The sequence below is a fragment of the Achromobacter sp. EG18 genome (assembly GCF_059759395.1).
This window is the reverse complement of record NZ_CM186213.1, coordinates 2,966,189-2,985,022: the sequence shown is the minus strand read 5'-3', so window position 1 is coordinate 2,985,022 and position 18,834 is coordinate 2,966,189. Positions and strand designations below refer to the sequence as shown.

Below are 18,834 nucleotides of genomic sequence, written 5' to 3'. Positions count from 1 at the left end.
CGGAGCAGCTCAGGTTGCGCGCTGAATGGCGGCGTCAGCCGGCCGCCATTCAGTACGCAGCAATCCCATCATGCCGGTATCCCAGCGCGCCTCGCCGGCGCGCGTGGATGAGCGCCGCACGCCTTCGAGCGTGAAGCCGAGCTTCTGGTAGGTGCGGATGGCGGGCTGATTGAACATGTAGACATTCAGCTCCAGGCGTTCGATGCCTGGCGTGCGAAAGGCCTCGTCGATCAGCAGCGTCACCATCGGGCCGGCCAGTCCCTGGCCGCGTTCGGCCGGGGCGATGGCGACACGGCCCAGGCGGGCATTGCCGTCGCGCCAGTCGTACGCCAGTTGGGCGTGACCCACTGGCGTGTCGCCGCGGCATGCCATCCAGCAACGCCGGGTGGGCGGTTGGACCTCTCCTTCGCGCAGCATGGCATCCAGATCGGCCTGTGCCAGCGGGTACGAGAGATGCGACCCTCCCCATTGCACCACGTCGGACAGGCAATTGAACCAGCTCGAAAGCAGGGCGTAGTCCGCGGGAGCAAAGGGACGCAGGGTCAGCATGGCATGGCCTCGGGCGATGGCGGGTGTCGATTCAATCGACGACAAAGCGCAGTTTCAGGACGCCAAGGTCGCCATAGGCCAGTTCCAGGTCGCGGTTGGCGGGCACGTCCAGATAGCCCGCGTACGAGCCGGTGATGACGTGCTGGCCCGCGGCCAGCGCCAGGCCTTGTTCGCGCAGGAAATTGGCAAGCCAGTACAGTCCGGCCTTGGCGTGGCCGTTGGGATGGATGCCGGGATGCTGCTCGACTTCGGCGCCATCGACGGACAGGGTGATGGTCATACTGGCCGGCGCGGCGTCCGGCGAGGCGATCCGCGGACCCAGCACCAGCCCGGCATTGAACATGTGGTCCGCCAGCAGCTCGGGCAGGCTGGCGTGCTCGGGCGCGGCATAGCGGCAACCCAGCACTTCCAGCGCCAGCCGCGCGCCGCCAATGGCGGCGTCGATCTCGGCTGGGCTGTATGGTTCGGCGCGGGCGGGCAGATCGCGCGCCAGTTCGAACGCGATTTCCGGTTCGATGCGCACCACCTGCGTGGAGGCGGACAGCCTGCCGGCCAGCGCCACGGTCGAGGCGTAGATGGGGGCGACCACGGTTTTCTCGGGCGACGGCAGGGCGCTTTTCCAGGCGCCGATGCCATCGCGGCGGGTCTCGCGCAGCAACTGCGCGGTGCGTTGCTGCACGGCGAACGCCTGGCCCTGGGTCTGGGGGCGGCAGGCGGCGGGCAGGCGCGGGCCGGCGATGCCGGCCTCGCGGGCGGCGATCAGGATGCGCGCGGCTTCCGTGCAACCCGGGTAGTCTTCGATCTCGATCCGCATGGGCCTCAGGCTCCCAGGAACAGCATCGTCCACAGCACGATCATTGCGATCAGGCCCAGCCAGCACGAACCCCAGAAACCGACGATCGGCCACTTCAAGGCCAACGGCGCTTTCTTGGGATCGAGGTGCGCCAGCAGGTCATTGGCGTTGCCAATCAACCAGAAGCGGGTGCCAGGGAACATCAGGCGGAAGAAATAATCCAGCATGATCGCTGCCTTGATCGCCAGCGGGTAGCGCTCGAACGGGCGATGCTGCAGATAGGGGTGCTTGAATGCGGCGTTGATCTGCTTGCTCTTGACGAAGAACAGCACCAAGCCGCAGAGCGAGCAGGTGATGAAGCACAGCACGAACAGACTGAAGGCCATGGCCATGGCGGGTGAATGCATGGAAATCCCGGTAGTGCGCGGCAGGCCGCGAGCTTGAAGAAAGTGGAAGATCAGCCGCGGGTCTGGCCTTCGCCGGTCAGCACCCATTTGAGCGTGGTCAGGCCTTCCAGGCCGACCGGGCCGCGCGCATGCAGGCGGTTGGTGGAAATGCCGATCTCGGCGCCCAGGCCGTATTCGAAGCCGTCCGCGAAGCAGGTCGGCAGGTTGACATAGACCGAGCTGGAGTCGACCTCGCGCTGGAAGCGCTGCGCCGCCGACAGGTCTTCGGTGACGATCGCGTCGGTGTGGCCGGAGCCCCAGCGCGCAATGTGTTCGATGGCGTCGTCGAGCGAGTCGACGATGCGGATCGCCAGGATCGGGCCCAGGTATTCGGTGGCCCAGTCTTCGTCGGTGGCCGGCTTGGCGTGCGGCAGCAGCGCCAGCGTGCGGGGGCAGCCGCGCAGTTCGACACCGTGTTCGGTCAGCGCCGCGGCCAGGCTCGGCAGGATCGAGACGGCCGCCACGGCGTCCACCAGCAGGGTTTCCATGGCGCCGCAGATGCCGTAGCGATAGGTCTTGGCATTGAAGGCGATGGCGTGGGCCTTGTCCGGGTCGGCGGCCGCGTCGATGTAGATGTGGCAGTTGCCGTCCAGGTGCTTGATCAGCGGCACGCGCGCCTCCTGCGACAGTCGGGCGATCAGGCCCTTGCCGCCGCGCGGCACGATGACGTCGATGTGCTCGGTCATGGTGATGAGCTTGCCGACCGCGGCGCGGTCGGCCGTGGCCACGACCTGCACCGCGTCCTGCGGCAGGCCGGCGGCGGCCAGGCCCATCTGGACGATGCGGCCCAGCGCCACGTTGGAGTGCAGGGCTTCGCTGCCGCCGCGCAGGATGGCGGCGTTGCCGGACTTCAGGCACAGCGCCGCCGCGTCGATGGTGACGTTGGGACGGGATTCGTAAATGATGCCGATCACGCCCAGCGGCACGCGCATCTGCGCCACGCGCATGCCGTTGGGGCGCACGGTGGTGGCGGTGACGCTGCCGATCGGGTCGGGCAGGGCGGCGATCTGGCGCAGCCCTTCGGCCATATGGGCCAGTGTTTTCTCGGACAGCGTCAGGCGGTCGAGCAGGGCCGGCTCCAGGCCATTGGCGCGCGCCGCGGCGACGTCCTTGGCGTTGGCGGCCAGCAGTTCGGCCTGGTTGGCGGCCAGCGCTTCGGCCATGGCCAGCAGGGCCTGGTTCTTGGCGGCGCTGTTGGCGCGCATCATGGCGCGCGAGGCCCGGCGCGCATTCTCGCCCAGGGTCAGCATGGCTTGTTCGATGGAGGACGAGGACATGACGGCGTCATTCATAGTGAAGAGGGGGCGGCGAGGGCGCCGCTGATGGGATTAGTTTATCCGGCCGGGGGCCGGGAGGACGAGGCGGCGGCCGCAGCCGCCTTCACGGTCGGGTGCCGGCCGCGGCCACGCGCAGGGCCAGGCGGGTCATTTCTTCCCAGGGATCGGACAGGCGCCCCGGCACCGACAGGCCCTTGATGAGACGGTCGACCTCGTGGGCATGCTGCACCGCGGCCGGCCAGACATCGGGACGGACCCGGCCCAGCGCCTGTAGCGCCAGCCGTTCATGCGCTCCGAAAATGCGCAGCCGGCGCATCAAGCCATTGGCGTCCTGCCCCAGGCTGCGCGCCTCGGCCACGCGCGCCAGCAGGCGGATTTCCTCGCCCACCGCCCACAGCACCAGCGGCAGGGCCTCGCCTTCGGCGCGCAGGCCGTCGATCATGCGGATGGTGCGGGCGATGTCGCCAGCGAGCATGGCGTCGCGCAGCCCGAACACGTCGTAGCGGGCGACGTTGAGCACGGCGCGCTCGACGTCCTCGGGCGCCAGCTGGCCTTCGGGATAAAGCAGGCCCAGCTTCTGGATTTCCTGGTGCGCGGCCAGCAGGTTGCCTTCGACCTTGTCGGCCATCCATTGCAGGGTGGCGTTGTCGGTGCGCTGGTTCTGGCGCGCCAGGCGCTGGCCGACCCATGCCGGCAGGCGGGCGCGTTCGACGTTGGCGATGTCGACGGTCATGCCGCCGCGGGCCAGGGCCTGCATCCAGCGGCTTTCGCGGGTGGCCTTGTCCAGGCGCGGCAGCGCCACCAGGATCAGCGTATCGGGGTTGTCGGCCTGCTTTTCGGCCTGCTCGGCCAGGCGTGCCAGTGTGTCGGCGCCCGACTTGCCCGGCTTGCCGGTGGGGATCTTGAGTTCGAGAATGCGGCGGTCGCCGAACAGCGACACGCTCTGGGTCGCGGCGATGACGGCGCTCCAGTCGCTGCGCGCATCCATCACCATCGACAGCCGTTCGGTGTAGCCGGCGCCGCGTCCGGCGGCGCGCAGCGCATCCACCGCCTCGGTCACCAGGAGAGGTTCGTCGCCGGACACCGTGTACAGCGGGGCGAGGCGGTTGCCCGCCCGCTGCAGGTGGTCGGCCAGGCGATCCGCGTCCAGGGGTTGTGCCATCGGTCAGCGCGTATAGGCCGGATCGGTGGTGGACGGCGTCTGCCACGGCGCCGGCGTGCTGCGCGGCATGGGCGCGGCGGGGTCGTACAACGGTATTTCGCCGTCTTCGCCGCGCTGTTCGCGATTCTCGAACGCCTTGCGCACCTCCGGCGCCGTCATGCGGCGCAGCAGGCGCGAGACCAGGTCGCGCTGCATGGCGATGTAGAGGGTTTCGATCTGTCCTTGCTTGGCCTGCACGATCTGGTCGTCATAGGGCATTTCGCGGTAGATCGACAGCGTCGTGTCCGGGATCAGGGCGCGGCCCTGGGCGTCGATGAGGCGGAAGGTGTAGTTGATGCCGAGCTCGTATTCCTCGACACGGCCCTGGGCGTTCAGCGACACCTCGCGCAGGGCGCGCGTGTTGGACACTTCCTGCAGGATCGCCTGCGCATCCTTGGGCGAAGCGACCAGCTTGGTATCGGGCGAGGCCGCCCGCAACGCGCGGCGCACGTCGGCCCCGAACTGCGTGTTGTCGGCTATGCCGACATAGAGCGTGCTGAACGGCATCGGCGTGACACCGCGCAGCGCGAAACCGCAGGCGGAGAGCAGCATGAACAGCGCCAGGCAGGCGCCGCGCAGCAGCCAGGATTGGCGGGGGGAGTGCGTTTGTTGCCCGGCGAAGTGCATGCTTGACCTCATCAGCCTACGACGTTGACCAGTTTGCCCGGAACCACGATGACCCGCTTGGGCGGGCGGCCTTCCAGGTAGCGGGCGACTTCGTCCTGGGCGGCGGCGAGCTTTTCGATGTCTTCCTTGGCGGCCTTGGCCGCGACGCGGATCGAGCCGCGCAGCTTGCCGTTGACCTGCAGCATCAGTTCGATTTCGTCCGCCACCAGCGCGGCTTCGTCGACGTGCGGCCACGGCGCGTCGAGCAGGTCGCCCAGCTCGTGCGCGTAGCCCAGGTCGCGCCACAGTTGCCAGGTGATGTGCGGCACCACCGGATACAGCACGCGCAGCAGCACGCCGAGCGTTTCGGCGTAGGCGGCGTCGGCGTGCGCGCCTTGCGGCAGCTTGGCGTCGTCGATGGCGTTGAGCATCTTCATGCACGCGGACACGACGGTGTTGTACTGGATGCGCTGGTAGTCGTAGTCGGCCTGCTTGAGCAGGTTGTAGACCTCGCGGCGCAGGTCCTTGACGGCGGCGGGCGCGTCGGTCCAGTCGGCGCCGGCGGCCAGGCCGCGGGCGATCGCGTCGCGCTGCGCGTAGCTGATGGACCACAGGCGGCGCAGGAAGCGGTTCGAGCCTTCGACGCCGGAGTCGGACCATTCGAGGGTCTGCTCGGGCGGGCTGGCGAACATGACGAACAGGCGCGCGGTGTCGGCGCCCAGCGTGTCGATCAGCGATTGCGGATCGACGCCGTTGTTCTTGGACTTGGACATGGTGCCCACGCCGCCGTAGGTCACCTCGGAGCCGTCGGACTTGAGCTTGGCGCCGGTGATGGCGCCGCGCGCGTCGTAGACGTTCTCGACTTCCTCGGGCCAGAAATACTCGATGCCGCCCTGGGCGTTCTTGCGCGAGTAGATGTGGTTCAGCACCATGCCCTGGCACAGCAGCTTGGTGAAGGGCTCGTCGAAGTTGAGCAGGCCCATGTCGCGCATGACCTTGGTCCAGAAGCGCGCGTACAGCAGGTGCAGGACCGCGTGTTCGATGCCGCCGATGTACTGGTCCATCGGCATCCAGTAGTCATTGCGCGCATCGACCATGGCCTTGTCGTTGCCCGGCGAGGTGTAGCGCATGAAGTACCAGGACGAGTCCACGAAGGTGTCCATCGTGTCCGTCTCGCGGCGCGCCGGCTTGCCGCAGCTGGGGCAGGCGCACGACAGGAAGGCTTCGTTCTTGGCCAGCGGATTGCCGCTGCCGTCCGGGATCAGGTCGTCCGGCAGCACCACCGGCAGGTCCTTTTCGGGGACCGGCACCGGGCCGCAATCGGGGCAGTGGATGATGGGGATCGGGGTGCCCCAGTAACGCTGGCGCGAGATGCCCCAGTCGCGCAGGCGCCAGGTGGTCTGCTTTTCGCCCAGGCCTTGCGCGCCCAGGTCGGCGGCGATGGCGTCCACGGCTTCCTTGTGCGACAGGCCGTCGTACTTGCCGGAGTTGATGGTGCGGCCGCTCTGCTTGTCGCCGTACCATTCCTGCCAGGCGTCGGTGGAATAGGCCTTGCCGGCCACGTCCACGACCTGGCGGATCGGCAGGTCATATTTCTTGGCGAAGGCGAAGTCGCGTTCGTCGTGGGCCGGCACGCCCATCACGGCGCCATCGCCGTAGGTCATGAGCACGTAGTTGCCGACCCAGACCTCGACCTGGTCGCCGGTGATCGGGTGGGTCACGAACAGGCCGGTGGGCAGGCCTTCCTTTTCACGCGTGGCCAGCTCGGCCTCGGTGGTGCCGCCCAGCTTGCACTGTTCGATGAAGGCGGCCAGCGCCGGGTTCGACTGCGCGGCGTGGGTGGCCAGGGGGTGTTCCGGCGCCACGGCGCAGAAGGTCACGCCCATGATGGTGTCGGCGCGGGTGGTGAAGACGTACAGCTTGCCGTCCTGGATCAACTGGCCGTCCTGGCCGGTGATCTGGTGCGGGAAGGCGAAGCGCAGGCCCTCGGACTTGCCGATCCAGTTTTCCTGCATCAGGCGCACGCGCTCGGGCCAGCCGGGCAGGTCGTTCTGCACCGCGCCCAGCAGTTCGTCGGCGTAATCGGTGATGCGCAGGTAGTAGCCCGGGATCTCGCGCTTTTCGACCGGGGCGCCCGAGCGCCAGCCGCGGCCGTCGATGACCTGTTCGTTGGCCAGCACGGTCTGGTCGACCGGGTCCCAGTTCACGACCTGGGTCTTGCGGTAGGCGACGCCCTTTTCGAGCATCTTCAGGAACAGCCACTGGTTCCATTTGTAGTACTCGGGATCGCAGGCGCACATCTCGCGCGACCAGTCGATCGCCAGCCCCATCGCCTTCATCTGCTTCTTCATATAGGCGATGTTGTCGTAGGTCCACTTGGCGGGCGGCACCTTGGACTTGATGGCGGCGTTCTCGGCGGGCATGCCGAAGGCGTCCCAGCCCATCGGCATCAGCACGTTGTAGCCCCGCATGCGCAACTGGCGCGCCATCATGTCGTTGATGGTGTAGTTGCGCACGTGGCCCATGTGCAGCTTGCCGCTGGGATAGGGCAGCATCGAGCAGGCGTAGAACTTCGGCTTCTCGGAGCCGTCCGGGTTCTTCGCGTGTTCATGGACCAGATAGGCGTCGCGGGCCTGCCAGTCTTGGTGGGCGGCCGCTTCGACGGTAGTGGGGAGGTAACGTTCCTGCATGGGCTCGTGCGCGATAGCGAAAAATGGGTGAACCGCCCCCGCGCGCCAGGCGCGGGGGCGGCCAAAACCCCTGATTATAGGAGGTGCTAGGCGCGGATAGGGGACGAGGCGATTTCCGGGATGCGGGCACTGGCGCCCAGCATGCCGTAGGCCAGGGTCATGGCCGCCAGAACCGCGCCCGCGGTGACCACGCCGGGCCAGCCGTAATGGGAGTACAGCCAGGACGATACCAGCGATCCGGTCGCCCCGCCGATGAAGTAGCTGGTCATGTAACCGGCCGTCAGGCGGCTGCGGGCCTCGGGCCGGGTGCGGTACAGCGAGCTGGTATTGGTGACATGGACGCCCTGGATCGCCAGGTCCTGGATCAGGATGCCGACCAGCAGCGCGATGACCGAGGCCTGGCCGAAAGCCATCAGGCCCCAGGAAGCCAGCAACAGCAGCAGGCCGATGCGGGTGGCCTGGTTGCCCAGGCCCCGGTCGGCCAGCCGGCCGAAGCGGTTGGCGGCATAGGCGCCGGCGGCGCCCGCCAGCCCGAACAGCCCGATGGTGGTGTTGTTGAAGCCGTAGTCCGGGCCCGACAGCAGGAAGGTCAGCGGCGTCCACAGCATGCTGAAGGCGGCGAACAGCAGGCCGCCCAGCAGCGAACGGCCGCGCAGCAGCGGCTCCTCGGCGAACAGGCGGAAGATCGAGCCGAGCAGGCGCGGATAGCTCATGGCGGCGTGGCTCTTGTGGCGCGGCAGCACCTTCCAGAGCGCGGCGGACATGGCCAGCATCAGGATCGCGGCGACCCAGTAGACGGTGCGCCAGCTGCCCAGGTCGGCCAGCACGCCGGCCGCGGTGCGGGCCAGCAGGATGCCCAGCAACAGGCCGCTCATGACGGTGCCGACCGCCTTGCCGCGCTCGTGCGGCGCCGCCAGGGTGGCCGCGAACGGCACCAGCACCTGCGCCACCACCGACAGCATGCCGGTCACTGCTGTTCCCAGCATCAGCATCTGGATATTGGGGGCGAAGGCCGACAGCAGCAGGCCGCCGGAAGACAGCAGGGTCATCAGCACGATCAGGCCGCGGCGTTCGAACAGGTCGCCCAGCGGCACCAACAGGATCAGGCCGAGCGCGTAGCTGAGCTGCGCGATCATGACGATACTGCCCGCGGTGGCGTTGGACAGCGAGAATTGCTGGCTGATGGTGTGCAGCAGCGGCTGCGCGTAATAGTTGCTGGCGACCGCCAGGCCGGTGGCGACGGACATCAGCAGGATGACGGGCGCGGTGAGCGGAGCGGGTTGGGCGGGTGCGGCGTTCATGTGGGGCGGGGAGTCTGGGTGTTGCGGGGCAAGGGCTTGGTGTGGACAGGCCCTAGGCGGCGATGCCGCCAGGCGTTTCCCGGTCGTGCGGGATCAGCAGTTTCTTCAGCAGGCCGGCCATCTGGCGGCGCTCGGTGGCGTTCAGGGGGGCGAGCAGCGTTTCCAGTTCACGCAGATAGTCCTTCAGAACCAGCTTGATGACGCGCACGCCTTCGGCGGTCAAGGCGACGATGACGCCGCGGCGGTCCTCCGGGTTGGGGGTGCGCGCGAGCAGGCCGGCCTGTTCCAGCCGGTCCAGCCGGTTGGTCATGGCCCCCGAGGTCAGCAGCAGGGCCGCGACCAGTTTCTGCGGATTCATGGCGTGCGGCGCGCCGGTCCGGTACAGGGTTGCCAGCACGTCGAATTCGCCCTGGTGCAGGTTGTAGCGCTTGAACGCGCGGCCCACGTCGCGCGCGGCGAAGGCGTGGAGGCGGAACAGGCGGCTGGCAACGCTCATGGGCGAGATGTCCAGGTTGGGGCATTCCCGTTCCCACTGCGACAGCACCAGGTCGACCAGATCGTTCATGATGTTTTTATATAAAGTATCTTCACGTAAAGATAAATTCTAGCAGCCCGGCCCCACATGGCGCAAGGCGCGCGTTCGCCGCGGGAAAAGCGCGCGCAAAAAAAGAAAGGGCCCGCCCCATGCGGGGCAGGCCCTTTCCGGCTTGACCGGATAACCGTGCGGAATTACTGCGCGGCGTCCTTCAGCTTCTTGAGCGGGCGAACCTTCACCTTGACCGAAGCCGGCTTGGCGGGGAACCAGCGCTCTTCGCCGGTGAACGGATCCTTGCCGAAGCGCTTGGCCTTGGCGGGAACCTTCTGCACGGCAACCTTGAACAGGCCGGGCAGCGTGAATTCGCCGGCGCCCTTCTTGTCCACGGAGCTCAGCACCGAGGTTTCCAGGCTGGCCAGGACGGCCTTGACCGACTTGGCTTCAACGCCGGACTGCTCGACGATGTAGGCGATCAGCTGGGTCTTGTTCAGAGCAGCCTTGATAGCCTTGGGGGCGGCAGCGACCTTCTTGGCGGCGACAACCTTCTTGGCTGCGGGCTTCACAGCGGGTTTGGCGGCGGTAGCCTTCTTTGCGGGCGCCTTGGCGGCGGGCTTGGTGACTTTCTTGGCAGGAGCTTTAGCTTTCGTGGCCATGGTCAAAATCCGTATGTTGAGGACATGGAGCAGCGCGCGCGCCGGGTATCGACGTTTAACGCCACGCGCCCGATGATAGCGGAAGAGTGGCGGTTATAGCGGCTTTCGCAAGGCCTTTCGATCAATCTTTGTTGTTTTCCAGGCAGAAAAACCCCTTCTACAAGGGGTTCTGCAAAATGCGGTGACAATCGCTGCGATTTTTTCAGTGCCGCGCGCATCGCGCAAAGTGCCTGTGCAATGGGGTTTTGATGGGGTTTTGAACCATCCCCGGTTCCCATGTTCCAATGCTTCGCGCCGCGCGTCGGCGCTGCGCGAGGGCGGCCGAAGGCCGCCTGCGAGCGTTGCCCGCGCGCCATCCTTACCCTGCATGGAAGTGAAGCCCCTTATGTTGATGAAGAAGTTGGCGGCGAGCCTGCTCGTTGCGACCGCGTGTATGTCCGGCGCCCTGGCGCAATCGATGCCGCAGCCGGACCTGTCCGCCAAGGCCTGGCTGCTGCTCGATGAGACCAGCGGCCAGGTGATCGCGTCGCACGCGGCCACCGCCCGGATCGAGCCGGCGTCCCTGACCAAGATCATGACGGCATACGTGGTGTTCGGCGCGATCCACAACAAGGAGCTGTCGCCGGACCAGAAAGTGGTGATCTCGACGCGGGCGTGGAAAGTGCCGCCGGGCAGTTCGAAGATGTTCCTGGAGCCGGGCTCCAGGGTCTCGGTCGACCAGCTGTTGCGCGGCCTGATGATCCAGTCCGGCAATGACGCCGCCATCGCCCTGGCCGAGGCGGTGTCGGGCAGCGTCGAGGCGTTCGTGGCCCGCATGAACGACACCGCCGTGCAACTGGGCCTGCATGGCACGCATTTCGCCAGCCCGCACGGCCTGCCGGATCCGGGCACGTATTCGACCGTCAGCGACCTGTCGATCCTGGCCACGCGCTTCATCCGCGACTACCCCCAGCTGTACAAGACCTACGATTCGGCCAAGACCTATACCTACAACAACATCACCCAGCCCAACCGCAACCGGCTGCTGTGGCTCGATCCCAGCGTCGACGGCCTCAAGACAGGCCACACCGACGCGGCCGGATATTGCATCGTGGCCACCGCGCACCGGCCCAACGGCAAGGAGCAGCGCCGCCTGATCACCGTGGTGGTGGGCACGGCGTCGGACAAGCTGCGCACCCAGGAAAGCCGCGAGTTGCTGGAATGGGGCTTCCAGGGGTTCAATACCATCAAGTTATATGCAAAGGGCCAGGCCGTGGCCACGCCCGAGGTCTGGAAGGGCCAGGCCGATACGCTCAAGGCCGGCTTCGCGCGCGACGCCTACGTCACGGTGCCCGCGGGCGCCAAGGTCGAACCGGTGTGGACGCCGCAGGATCCGCTGGTGGCGCCGATTCCGGCCCAGGCCACGGTGGGTTCGGTGCGCGTCATGGTCGACGGCAAGCCCGCGATGCAGTTTCCGGTGGTGGCGCTGGAACCGGTGGCCGAGGCGGGCCTGGCCGGACGCGCCTGGGATTCCATCCGGCTGTGGTGGCGCGGGCATTCTTGATCAAGGAGGGGCGCCATGGCAGTGAATTTTCCCGGCGGGCCGGTGGCGGCGCCGACCCCCGATGATCCGCTGGGCCTGCTGTCGGCCTGTCATGGGCGCATGGCGCGCCAATGCGAAACCTTGCGCCGGCTGGCGGCGCACTTGCCGGCGCATGGCAGCGATGCCGCGGCCCAGGTGGCGGCGGCGGCTGTCGTGCGCTATTTCCAGACCGCCGCGCTGCACCACCACGAGGACGAGGAAGAGGATCTGTTTCCGGCCTTGATCGAGTCCATGGCCGGCTCGGACGCCGTTTGCCTGCACGCGCTGGTGGATGGCCTGGTTGCCGACCATGCGCGCCTGGCGGCGCTGTGGGCGCCGCTGCGGCAAACCCTGGAAGCGGTCGCCGACGGCCGTCCCGCCGAGCTGCCGGCGGCGCAAGTGGAGGCTTTCGCGGCGGCCTACGCCGAGCACATCCGGCGCGAGGAGGACGAACTGTTGCCGATGGCCGCGCGCCTGGTTTCCGATGAGGCGCTGGCCGCGATCAGCCGGGCGATGAGGGCGCGCCGCGGCGGCGGAGCGGGCTGAACGCCGTCGCACCCGCGGCCGCTTTTCGTGTTAAATGATCCCCAGCCGGCGCTCTGGGCGCCGGATCTCCGGACCTTCACGCCATGCACCGCCACGCACGCTTTCGCCAGAAATTGCAGGCTCCCGTCCTGATGCACGCCATGTCGGCGCACAACCCGCTGTCGGCCAAGTTGGCGGCCGAGGCGGGCTTCGACGCGATCTGGGGCAGCGGCTTCGAACTGTCGGCCAGCCATGCGGTGCCGGACGCCAACATCCTGTCGGCCGGCCTGCACCTGGAGATGATGCGGGCCATCGCGGCGGTGGTCGATGTGCCGGTCATCGCCGATATCGATACGGGGTTCGGCAACGCCATCAATGTCGCCTATGTCGTGCCGCAATACGAAGCGGCGGGCGTGTCGGCCGTGGTCATGGAAGACAAGACCTTTCCCAAGGACACCAGCCTGCGCGCCGATGGCCGCCAGGAACTGGTGCGCGTCGCGGAATTCCAGGGCAAGATCGAGGCCGCCTGCGCGGCGCGTCGCGATCCGGATTTCTGCGTCATTGCCCGCACCGAGGCGCTGATCGCCGGGCTCGGCCAGGCCGAGGCGCTGGCGCGCGCGGCGGCCTACGAGGCCGCCGGCGCCGATGCCATCCTGATCCATTCCAAGCAGACCACGCCCGACGAGGTGCTGGCCTTCATCGCGGCCTGGTCCGGCCGCGTGCCGCTGGTGCTGGTGCCGACCGCCTATCCGCAATTGCGCGAGGCCGATATCCAGGCCCTGGGCAAGGTGGGGTTGGTGATCTACGGCAATCACGCGATCCGCGCCGCCGTGGGCGCCATGCGCGAGGTGTTCGCCCGCATCCGCAATGACGGCGGCATCCATGGCGTCGATGCCGGCCTGCCCACGGTGCGCGATATCATCGACCTGCAGGGCGATGCGGACATGCGCGAACTGGAGCGCAGGTTCCTGCGCTGAGCGCGCCCGGCATCGAGAAGAACAAGGACGGGGAATGATGGCGGCGGGACGCGGGGCGTGGCTGGTGCAGGTGTTTGGCGATTGGGTGCCGCAAGTCGGCCCCGCGACACTGCGCGCCGACCTGGCGGCGGGACTGCTGGGGGCGCTCCTGGTGTTGCCGCAGGGCGTGGCGTTTGCGACGCTGGCCGGCCTGCCGCCGCAGTACGGCCTGTATTCGGCCATCGTGCCCTGTATCGTCGCGGCGCTGTTCGGCTCCAGCCGCCACGTCATGTCCGGTCCCACCAATGCCAACTCGCTGGCCTTGTTCGCCGTGCTGACGCCGCTGGCAGTGGCGGGCAGCCCGGGCTATATCGAGCTGGCCCTGGCGGTGACGGTGCTGGTCGGCTTGATGCAGTGGCTGGTGGGCGCCCTGCGCCTGGGGTCTCTGGCGCATTTCATCTCGCCGTCGGCGCTGTTCGGCTTCACCAGCGGCGCGGCCCTGCTGATTGCGGTCCACGCCTTGAAGGATGCGCTCGGATTGCCGGCGCCCGCGTCGCACGGGGCCGGCGCCTTGCTGATCGGCCTGGCCGCCAGCGCGGACCAGGCGCAAGCGGGGGCCGTGCTGGTCACGGCGGTGACGATCGCGGCGGCCCTGCTGCTCAAGCGGCTGGACAAACGCAAGCCCTACATGCTGGCCGGCCTGGCGGCGGGCGCGCTGGCCGCGGCCGCGTTCAATGCCCTGGCGCCGCGCTGGGGCGCCGCCGCCGTGCCGGTATTGGGAGACCTGGCCCAACCCTGGCCGCCGTTCCATGTTCCCCGTGTCGATTGGCGCGCCTTGCCCGATCTGCTCAGCCTGGCCTTCGCCCTGACCATCGTGGCGCTGGCGCAGTCCATTTCGATTGCAAAGGCCGTGGCCGCGCGTTCGGGCCAGCGCATCGACGCCAATCGCGAATTCATCGGGCAGGGCCTGTCGAACGTGGTCGGCGGCTTCTTTTCCTGTTACCTGTCCTGCGGTTCGCTGAACCGTTCCATTCCCAACTACGAGGCGGGCGCGAAGACGCCGCTGGCGGCGGTGTTCTCGGCCCTGCTGCTGATGGCGCTGGTGGCGCTGAGCGGGCCCCTGCTGGCGCGGATTCCGCACGCGGCCATCGCCGGCCTGCTGTTGCTGGTCGCCTGGACCTTGCTGGATGTGCCGCGCTGGCGGCAGTTGATCCGTACCCAGCGGGGCGAAAGCGCCATAGCCGCCGCCACGCTGGCGGCCACGGTGACAATCCGGATGGAAGTCGCGATCCTGCTGGGCACCGTGTTGTCATTGATGGCGTATCTGCATCGCACCTCGCGGCCGGCGATGCGCACCATGGGCTTCGATTCGCGCGGGCTGGAGCGCCGCTTCGTGGTGCTGGCGCAGCAACCCGAAGCGCTGCCGGAATGCCCCCAGCTCAAGCTGTTGCGCATGGAAGGCTCGGTCTATTTCGGCGCGGCCGCGCATGTGGCGCAACGGCTGCAGGACCTGCGCAGCGGACCCGATGCGCCGCGCCATTTGCTGGTGATGGCCAAGAGCATGAATTTCATCGACCTGGCCGGCGCCCAGGTCTGGGAAGACGAACTGGCGGCGCGCCGCGCGATGGGCGGCGACCTGTATTTCCACCGGCCGCGGCCGGAAGTGCTGGATATGTGGCGCCGCACGGGATTCCTGGAGCGGTTGGGCGCGGACCACGTGTTTCCCGACAAGGCCACGGCGCTGCACGCCATCTATGCGCGGCTCGATCGCGGCATCTGCGCGCGCTGCAGCGCCAAGGTGTTCTGGGAATGCCAGCCGGACAGCCCCCAGGCCGGCGGTTGAGCGTGGTTCAGGCCCGCGGCGCGTCGGTGCCCAGATAGGCTGCCTTGACGCGCGCGTCGGCGGCGATGTGGCCTGGCGGGCCTTCGGCCAGCAGGCTGCCGCGCACCAGCACGGCGATGCGATCGGCGTGCTTGAAAACGACGTCCAGGCTGTGCTCGGTGAACAGCACGGCCATGCGCTGCGTATCGGCCAGTTCACGCGTCAGGCGCATGAGCGCGTGGCGTTCGTTGGTGGCCATGCCGGCGGTGGGTTCGTCCATCAGCAACAGCCGCGGTCGGTGCGCCAACGCCATCGCCAGTTCCACCCGCTTGACCTGGCCGTACGCCAGGGCGCCGCAATGGGCGCCGGCCCGGTCGGCCATGCCCACCTGCTCCAGCAGCGCCAGGGCCTCGTCGACGCGGTGCGACGCGGCGCGGCGCCAGGGCCGCAGCAGCAGGCGGTCGCGCGACAGCAGCGCGGTCTGCACGTTTTCCAGCACGGTCATCGAACGGAACGTGGCGGCGGTCTGGAAGGTCCGCCCCACGCCCAGGCGGCAGATCCTGCCGGCCGACAGGCCGACCAGTTCGCGACCGTCCAGCCGCACCGAACCGGCGTCCGGCCGCAATTGTCCGCCGACCACATTGAAGCAGGTGGACTTGCCCGCGCCGTTCGGGCCGATCAACGCCAGCATGCGGCCGGCCTCCAGCTCGAACGAGACGTCGGCCAGCGCGTCGATGCCGCCGAAGGATTTGCGCAGCCCCTGGACACGCAGCAAGGCGGGGGCGGCCGTCATGCGCGTCTGCATCCCAGGCGCGCCGCCGCGCCCGCCAGGCCGGCAGGGAACAGCATGACCAGCGCCAGGATGGCCAGGCCCAGCACGGCGTGCCAGTATTCAGTGCTGCGCGCGGCGGCGTCCTGTAGCCAGGTATAGGCCGCCGCCCCGACCAGCGGGCCGGCCAGGGTTTGCAGGCCGCCCAGCAGCACCATCACCAGGCCGTCGACCGAGCGGCTGACCGCGAGCACGTCGGGGGAGATGCTGCCTTTCGAGAAGGCGTACAGCGATCCGGCCAGGCCGGCCGCCAGCGACGCAGCCACGAAGCCGATCCACTGGATGCGGCGCGTGTCCATGCCCAGCGCCTCGGCCCGCAGGCCCGAATCGCGCACGCCGCGCAGCGCGTAGCCCAGCGGCGAGAACGCCAGCCGCCGCAGCCAGGCAATGCCGAGCGCGCAAAGCGCCAGCGTCAGGTAGTAGAACCACGGGCCGCGCGCCAGCCAGCTCGACGGCCATAGTCCGATCAGGCCGTTGCTGCCGCCGGTCACGTCGTCCCACTGGTAGGCCAGCGCCCACAGGATCTGTGCCACCGCCAGCGTCAGCATCGCCAGGTAGACGCCGGACAGGCGCACGCAGAACCAGCCGAACAGCAGCGCGCCGAGCGCGGCCGCGAACGGCCCCAGCAGCAGGGCGGCTTCCATCGGCAACGCCATCAATTTCAGCAGCAGCGCGGCGCCATAGGCGCCCAGGCCGAACCAGGCGGCATGGCCGAAGCTGGTCATGCCGGCCAGCCCGGTCAGGAAATGCAGGCTGGCGGCGAACAGGGCGGCGATCAGGATTTCGGTCAGCAGGATGCCGGCGTAGGGCCACTGCGACGTGGCCAACGGCGCCAGGATGAGCAGCGCCAGCAGCAGGCCATAGGCCAGCCGCAGGCGCCGGCCGGCGGGGACGATGGGGGCTTCGGCCGCCAGCGTGTGCGAGGATGGCGCTGGCGGCTGGCCCAGCAGGCCCCACGGACGCGCCACCAGTACCACCGCCATGACGGCGAATTCGGCCAGCAGGGTGAGCTTGGACAGGTTGAACAGCCAGGGGCCGATCTGCACCTGGCCCAGGAACACGAACACCGCCTTGACGCAGCAGATGAGTATCGCGGCCAGGAATGCGCCCGGAATCGAACCCAGGCCGCCCACCACCACGACCACGAAGGCGCTGGCGATGATTTCCAGGTCCAGGCCGAGCGTGGCGGGCACGCGCGGCGCGGCCAGTGCGCCGCCCAGTCCGGCCAGGAATGCGCCCAGGGTGAAGGCCGAGGTGAACAGCCAGGCCTGGTTGACGCCGAGCGCGGCCAGCATGTCGCGGTTCTCGGCGGCGGCGCGCAGCAGCCGGCCCCAGCGCGTGCGCATCAGCAGCAGCCACAGCAGGCCCAGCACCACCGGGCCCGCGGCGATCAGCAGCAGATCATATTGGGGGAAGCGCCGCCCCAGAATGTCGACCGCGCCCGACAGGCCGGGCGCTCGCGGCGAGAACAGGTCCTCCGGCCCCCAGACGGCCAGCGTGGCGTCGCCGATGATCAGCACCAGGGCGAAGGTCGCCAGCAACTGGAACAGTTCCGGCGCGCGATACAGGCGCTTGAGCACCAGCAGTTCCGCCGCCGCCCCGATCAGGCCCGTGGCCAGCGCCGCCAGCAGCAGGCCGGCCCAGTAGCCGGCGCCGTCGCCGAAATGGCGGGTGAAGGTCCAGGCCAGGTAGATGCCCAGCATGTAGAAGGAGCCGTGGGCGAAGTTCACCACCCGCGTGACGCCGAAGATCAGCGACAGGCCCGCGGCTACCAGGAACAGCGCGCTGGCGTCGGCCAGGCCGTTGAGCAGCTGCGACAGCAGCCCGGACAGGCTCATCAGCGCGGCCGCATCTTGCGCACTTGTTCGTCGGGCGGCTGCAGGCGCGCCCCGTCGATGTAGGCGAAGTCCTTCATGATGCCCTTGCCGTCCTCGACCGCCGTGACGCCGATGTAGACGCCCATGGTGGATTGGTGGTCGATCTTGCGGTACTGGATCGGGCCGTAGGGCGTGTCCACCTTCAGCCCGGCGAAGGCATCGACCAGCTTTTCGGTGTCGACCTCGCCGGCGGCCTTCAGGCCCTGGGCGATCGACATCAGCGAGGCGTAGCCCACTACCGAGCCGACCTTGGGCGTCTCGTTGTAGCGCTTGCGGTAGGCCTCGACGAAAGTCTTGTTGGCGGGCGTGTCGATGGCGTACCAGGGGTAGCCCGTGACGATCCAGCCCGACGGCGTGTCGGCGCCCAGCGGCTCCAGGTATTCCGGTTCGCCGGACAGCACCGAGACCACGGGAAGGTTCTCGAACAGGCCGCGGGTGTTGCCCTCGCGCACGAAGCGCGTCAGGTCGGCGGCGAACAGCACGTTGAAGATGGCGTCGGGCTTGGCGTCCGCCAGGGCCTGCACCACCGCGCCGGCGTCGACCTTGCCCAGCGGCACGGCCTGTTCGGCGACGAATTCGACGTCGGACTGGAACGACTTCATCATGGCCTTGAAGGTGGCCACGGCCGATTGCCCGTATTCGTAGTTGGGATAGACGATGGCCCAGCGCTTCTTGCGCAGCGCCAGCGCCTTGGGGGCCAGGGCGGCCACGTGCATCCAGGTGGACGGCCGCAGGCGCCAGGTGTAGCGGTTGCCTTCCTGCCAGGTGATCTTGTCGGTCAGGGGTTCGGCGGCCAGGAAGAACACCTGCTGCTGCTTGGCGAAATCGGTCAGGGCCAGGCCGGTGTTGGACAGGAAGCCGCCGAACAGCAGGTCCACCTTTTCCCGCGCCAGCAGTTCCTGGGCGGCGCGCACCGAGTCGCCCGGGTTGCCGTTGTCGTCGCGCGAAAACACTTCGAGCTTGCGGCCCAGTACCCCGCCCGAGGCGTTGATCTCTTCCAGCGCCAGCTGCCAGCCTTTCTTGTACGGGCCCAGGAAGGCCGGAATCGCCTTGTAGCTGTTGATTTCACCGATGCGGATCGGCTCTTTGGTGTCTTTGGCGGACGCGACCGGGGTCAGCGCCAGGGCCAGGAGCGCGGGGGCGAGCGCGCGGCGCAGCAGGGTCAGGCAGGGACGGAGCATGGCGGGTATCGCTGGCAAGAGGGCTCGACCGA

At 68.3% G+C, this 18,834-nt stretch carries 17 protein-coding genes; 4 read left to right on the top strand and 13 right to left on the bottom strand.

Annotated features, from left to right (window positions below; translation table 11 throughout):
• Window positions 1-9 precede the first annotated feature (9 nt).
• The 10 genes from AC6CR5_RS13525 to AC6CR5_RS13480 form a co-directional block, all read right to left on the bottom strand.
• Complete coding sequence (locus tag AC6CR5_RS13525) at window positions 10-549, bottom strand: GNAT family N-acetyltransferase (protein WP_054517991.1); 540 nt, start codon at window positions 547-549, stop codon at window positions 10-12.
• Between the two features lie 31 nt (window positions 550-580).
• Entirely contained in the window at window positions 581-1,363 is a 783-nt protein-coding gene (locus tag AC6CR5_RS13520; RefSeq protein ID WP_026384221.1) for a 2-keto-4-pentenoate hydratase, read from the bottom strand.
• 5 nt (window positions 1,364-1,368) lie between these two features.
• Window positions 1,369-1,749 (bottom strand): hypothetical protein, encoded by a 381-nt coding sequence (locus tag AC6CR5_RS13515; RefSeq protein WP_020929079.1) that lies wholly within the window; start codon window positions 1,747-1,749, stop codon window positions 1,369-1,371.
• 50 nt (window positions 1,750-1,799) lie between these two features.
• Window positions 1,800-3,080 carry a glutamate-5-semialdehyde dehydrogenase gene (locus AC6CR5_RS13510; RefSeq protein WP_024070010.1) on the bottom strand — a complete coding sequence of 427 codons (1,281 nt, stop codon included), beginning with the start codon at window positions 3,078-3,080 and terminating at the stop codon, window positions 1,800-1,802.
• An 88-nt stretch (window positions 3,081-3,168) separates the two neighbouring features.
• On the bottom strand, window positions 3,169-4,227 hold the full coding sequence (gene holA / locus AC6CR5_RS13505; protein ID WP_498085711.1) for a DNA polymerase III subunit delta: 1,059 nt from the start codon (window positions 4,225-4,227) through the stop codon (window positions 3,169-3,171).
• 3 nt (window positions 4,228-4,230) lie between these two features.
• Window positions 4,231-4,893 carry an LPS-assembly lipoprotein LptE gene (locus tag AC6CR5_RS13500; protein WP_020929078.1) on the bottom strand — a complete coding sequence of 221 codons (663 nt, stop codon included), beginning with the start codon at window positions 4,891-4,893 and terminating at the stop codon, window positions 4,231-4,233.
• Between the two features lie 11 nt (window positions 4,894-4,904).
• On the bottom strand, window positions 4,905-7,562 hold the full coding sequence (gene leuS, locus AC6CR5_RS13495) for a leucine--tRNA ligase (protein ID WP_049055289.1): 2,658 nt from the start codon (window positions 7,560-7,562) through the stop codon (window positions 4,905-4,907).
• An 86-nt stretch (window positions 7,563-7,648) separates the two neighbouring features.
• Window positions 7,649-8,863 (bottom strand): MFS transporter, encoded by a 1,215-nt coding sequence (locus AC6CR5_RS13490; RefSeq protein WP_054447036.1) that lies wholly within the window; start codon window positions 8,861-8,863, stop codon window positions 7,649-7,651.
• A gap of 52 nt (window positions 8,864-8,915) precedes the next feature.
• A complete protein-coding gene (locus tag AC6CR5_RS13485; protein WP_006385648.1) occupies window positions 8,916-9,428 on the bottom strand; it encodes a MarR family winged helix-turn-helix transcriptional regulator in 513 nt (170 codons plus the stop codon).
• Between the two features lie 164 nt (window positions 9,429-9,592).
• The gene (locus AC6CR5_RS13480; protein ID WP_006385647.1) at window positions 9,593-10,051 is read right to left on the bottom strand and encodes an HU family DNA-binding protein; all 459 of its coding nucleotides are present in this window, start codon (window positions 10,049-10,051) and stop codon (window positions 9,593-9,595) included.
• A gap of 385 nt (window positions 10,052-10,436) precedes the next feature.
• Between AC6CR5_RS13480 and AC6CR5_RS13475 the strand changes: the two genes are divergently transcribed.
• The 4 genes from AC6CR5_RS13475 to AC6CR5_RS13460 all read left to right on the top strand — a co-directional run bounded on the left by AC6CR5_RS13475 (window position 10,437) and on the right by AC6CR5_RS13460 (window position 14,936).
• On the top strand, window positions 10,437-11,594 hold the full coding sequence (locus AC6CR5_RS13475) for a D-alanyl-D-alanine carboxypeptidase family protein (protein WP_006385646.1): 1,158 nt from the start codon (window positions 10,437-10,439) through the stop codon (window positions 11,592-11,594).
• A 15-nt stretch (window positions 11,595-11,609) separates the two neighbouring features.
• A complete protein-coding gene (locus AC6CR5_RS13470; protein WP_498085710.1) occupies window positions 11,610-12,158 on the top strand; it encodes a hemerythrin domain-containing protein in 549 nt (182 codons plus the stop codon).
• A gap of 83 nt (window positions 12,159-12,241) precedes the next feature.
• Window positions 12,242-13,114 (top strand): phosphonopyruvate hydrolase, encoded by an 873-nt coding sequence (locus AC6CR5_RS13465; RefSeq protein WP_020929072.1) that lies wholly within the window; start codon window positions 12,242-12,244, stop codon window positions 13,112-13,114.
• Between the two features lie 37 nt (window positions 13,115-13,151).
• The gene (locus AC6CR5_RS13460) at window positions 13,152-14,936 is read left to right on the top strand and encodes a SulP family inorganic anion transporter (RefSeq protein WP_498085743.1); all 1,785 of its coding nucleotides are present in this window, start codon (window positions 13,152-13,154) and stop codon (window positions 14,934-14,936) included.
• Between the two features lie 7 nt (window positions 14,937-14,943).
• On the opposite strand, the gene AC6CR5_RS13455 is transcribed toward AC6CR5_RS13460, so the two are convergent.
• Genes AC6CR5_RS13455 through AC6CR5_RS13445 form a run of 3 tightly spaced genes read right to left on the bottom strand, consistent with a single transcriptional unit; the run spans window position 14,944 to window position 18,802 of the window.
• Window positions 14,944-15,708 (bottom strand): ABC transporter ATP-binding protein, encoded by a 765-nt coding sequence (locus tag AC6CR5_RS13455; RefSeq protein WP_020929070.1) that lies wholly within the window; start codon window positions 15,706-15,708, stop codon window positions 14,944-14,946.
• Window positions 15,705-17,582, bottom strand: a complete 1,878-nt coding sequence (locus AC6CR5_RS13450) for an ABC transporter permease (protein WP_238920825.1) — start codon at window positions 17,580-17,582, stop codon at window positions 15,705-15,707. The genes AC6CR5_RS13455 and AC6CR5_RS13450 overlap by 4 nt, the downstream gene beginning before the upstream one ends.
• Window positions 17,582-18,802 carry an ABC transporter substrate-binding protein gene (locus tag AC6CR5_RS13445; RefSeq protein WP_082400590.1) on the bottom strand — a complete coding sequence of 407 codons (1,221 nt, stop codon included), beginning with the start codon at window positions 18,800-18,802 and terminating at the stop codon, window positions 17,582-17,584. Before AC6CR5_RS13445 ends, AC6CR5_RS13450 begins: the two co-directional genes overlap by 1 nt.
• Window positions 18,803-18,834: the final 32 nt, after the last annotated feature.